Source organism: uncultured Gordonia sp. (assembly GCF_937858515.1).
In the GTDB taxonomy this organism is placed as follows: Bacteria; Actinomycetota; Actinomycetes; order Mycobacteriales; family Mycobacteriaceae; genus Gordonia.
Genome location: NZ_CALLZT010000185.1, coordinates 1 through 3243 on the forward strand (window position 1 = coordinate 1; position 3243 = coordinate 3243).

Below are 3243 nucleotides of genomic sequence, written 5' to 3' on the forward strand. Positions count from 1 at the left end.
GGGGCGTGTCTGAACACTTCCAAACAGTTGTCCTGGGTGCTGGTCCAGGTGGGTACGTGGCTGCGATCCGGTCGGCTCAGCTGGGCATGAAAACTGCCGTCATCGAAGAAAAGTACTGGGGGGGTGTGTGCCTGAACGTCGGGTGCATTCCTTCCAAGGCGCTGCTGCGTAACGCCGAACTCGCGCACGTCTTCAACCACGAGGCCAAGACGTTCGGCATATCCGGTACCGCCACCTTCGACTTCGGCGCCGCTTTCGACCGCAGCCGCAAGGTCTCGGACGGCATCGTCAAGGGTGTCCACTTCTTGATGAAGAAGAACAAGATCACCGAGATCGACGGGTACGGGGTGTTCACCGACGCCAAGACCATCACCGTCGGCGACCGGGTGATCACGTTCGACAACGTCATCATCGACACGGGCTCCACCGTCCGGCTGCTGCCGGGCGTGGAACTGTCCGACAACGTGGTCACCTACGAGACCCAGATCCTCACCCGTGAGCTGCCCGGCTCGATCGTGATCGTCGGCGCCGGCGCCATCGGTATGGAGTTCGGGTATGTCCTGGCCAACTACGGCGTGGACGTCACCATCATCGAGTTCATGGACCGGGTGCTGCCCAACGAGGACGTGGACGTCTCCAAGGTCATCGCCAAGGAGTACAAGAAGCTCGGTGTGAAGGTCCTCACCTCCACCGGTGTGCAGACGGTCACCGACAACGGCGATTCGGTCACCGTCACCTATAAGGACAAGGCGGGCAACGACGGTTCGCTCACCGTCGACAAGGTGCTCATGTCGGTCGGTTTCGCGCCCCGCGTCGACGGTTTCGGCCTGGAGCGCATGGGTGTGCAGCTCACCGAACGCGGCGCCATCGCGATCGACGACTACATGCGCACCAATGTCGACGGCATCTACGCGATCGGTGACGTGACCGCCAAGCTGCAGCTCGCGCACGTCGCGGAGGCACAGGGAGTGGTGGCCGCCGAGACGATGGCCGGCGCGGAGACGATGACCCTCGGTGACTACCGGTTCATGCCGCGTGCCACGTTCTGCCAGCCGCAGGTCGCCTCGTTCGGTTTGACCGAGGCGCAGGCCAAGGACGCCGGTTACAACGTCAAGGCCACCCAGTTCCCGTTCTCGGCCAACGGCAAGGCGCAGGGCCTGGCGGCCACCGCCGGCTTCGTCAAGCTGGTGACCAATGCCGACACCGACGAGCTGTTGGGCGGACATCTGGTGGGCGACAACGTCTCCGAGATGCTGCCTGAGCTGACCCTGGCCCACAAGTGGGACCTGACCGCCAAGGAACTGGCCCGCAACGTCCACACGCACCCCACCCTTTCTGAGGCTCTCCAGGAGACCTTCCACGGGGCTATCGGGCACATGATCAATCTGTGATCGGGTACAAAAACCGCCCTCCACAACGCGGCGGATGCAGATACGCATCGCCGCAGTCGTGGAGGGCGGTTTTTGTTCGGGGGTTCGGGTGAATGAGGTGAGCAGGGTCTGGGTACCTCCGTGGGTGTTGGATATTCGGGGAACAGTTGAGTGTCTGCACCGGGGGTCGGGGGATCCCGCGATGCGGTATGCGCCTGACGGGTCGATCTGGCGGGCCTGCCACACCCCCGATGGTCCGGGAACCCTCCGGTTACTTGCCGTACCTGAGGGTGTGCGGGGAACGGGCTGGGGTCCGGGCGGGCCCTGGCTGGTCGAGCACTTTCCGGAACTTATCGGAGCACTGGATGATCCGGAAGAACTGCGTACCGATGATCCGGTGGTGAACGGACTTGTCCAGCGGGCCCGGGGTTTCCGGATCTGCCGGACCGGCCGGGTGTGGGAGGCGCTGGTGCCGGCCATTCTGGAACAGAAGGTGGTGGGTACCGAGGCGTTCCGCGCCTGGCGATATCTGTTGCGGCGCTTCGGTGAACCCGCCCCCGGACCGGTCGCCGCATCGATGCGGGTGCCGCCGCCACCGCAGGTGTGGGCGCAGATCCCGTCGTGGGAGTGGCATCGCAGCGGTATCGAACCGGTACGGATGCGCACGATCCGCGGGGCAACATCGATGGATGTGGAACGCCACCCCGACAAACTGACGGTGCTGCGCGGTGTGGGGCCGTGGACGGCGGCCGAAACCCGGATGCGGGCCGTCGGCGACCCGGATGCGGTGCCGGTGGGCGACTTCCACATCCCGAGAGTCGTGGGGCAGACGCTAGCCGGCAGCCCCGTCGACGACGCCGGGATGCTCGAACTCCTCGAACCCTTTGCCGGACAACGGGGCCGGGTGGTCCGGCTGTGCGTCCGGTACGGCGAGTGGCCGCAACGCAAGGGCCCCCGAATGTCGGTGCGCGACTACCGCTCTCTGTAGAACCGCCTCATGCACGCGCGAACTGGGTCCGGTGCAGCTGCGCGTAGCGACCGTCACGTTCGAGCAGATCCGGATGATCACCGCGTTCGACGACGCGTCCGTCCTCGATGACGACGATCTCGTCGGCGGCCCGGATCGTGGAGAGCCGATGCGCGATGACCAGCGACGTCCGCCCCGCGAGTGCCTCGGCGAGGGCGTCGGCGACCTCGGCCTCCGATGTCGAATCCAGATGTGCGGTGGCCTCGTCGAGGATCACGACGGCAGGTTTGGCCAGCAGCAGCCGGGCGATCGTCAGGCGTTGCCGCTCACCACCGGAGAGCCGGTATCCACGTTCTCCGACAATGGTTTCCAGACCGTCAGGTAGCATCCGCACCAGTTCGTCCAGCCGGGCCCGGCGCAGCGCGGCCCACAGTTCATCGTCGGGGATGTCGGGCCGGGCCAGCGTCAGATTCGCGCGGACGGTGTCGTGGAACAGGTGACCGTCCTGTGTCACCATGCCGACGGTGCGGTGCACCGAGGCGCCGGTGAGGTCGCGGACGTCGACACCGTTGAGGGTGACCGCCCCGGAGTCGACGTCATAGAGCCGCGTCGCCAGCGATGCGATGGTGGATTTGCCGGCGCCGGAACTGCCGACGAGCGCAACCATTTTCCCGGCCGGAATGTCGAGGTCGACGTGGTGCAGGATCGTGGTTCCGCCCCGGCTATCCAGTTGCGCAACCTCTTCCAGAGAGGCGAGCGAAACCTTGTCCGCGGCCGGATAGGTGAAGGACACGTCGTTGAACCGCACCGAGACGCCGTCGCCGACCCCGGGGACGTCCACGGCATCCGGTTTGTCCTGGATCAGCGGTTCGAGGTCGAGGACCTCGAAGACCCGCTCGAAACTCA

Annotated in this window: 3 protein-coding genes; 2 read left to right on the top strand and 1 reads right to left on the bottom strand. The window is 65.6% G+C overall.

All coding sequences use genetic code 11. From position 1 onward, the window contains the following. Positions 1-5: 5 nt before the first annotated feature. Positions 6-1391 carry a dihydrolipoyl dehydrogenase gene (gene lpdA / locus Q0627_RS17970; RefSeq protein WP_298811779.1) on the top strand — a complete coding sequence of 462 codons (1386 nt, stop codon included), beginning with the start codon at positions 6-8 and terminating at the stop codon, positions 1389-1391. An 88-nt stretch (positions 1392-1479) separates the two neighbouring features. Further along, positions 1480-2358, top strand: a complete 879-nt coding sequence (locus Q0627_RS17975; RefSeq protein WP_298811781.1) for a DNA-3-methyladenine glycosylase — start codon at positions 1480-1482, stop codon at positions 2356-2358. A 7-nt stretch (positions 2359-2365) separates the two neighbouring features. Here Q0627_RS17975 and Q0627_RS17980 read toward each other — a convergent pair. Next, on the bottom strand, positions 2366-3243 hold an 878-nt coding region (locus Q0627_RS17980; protein ID WP_298811777.1), incomplete at its 5' end, for an ABC transporter ATP-binding protein.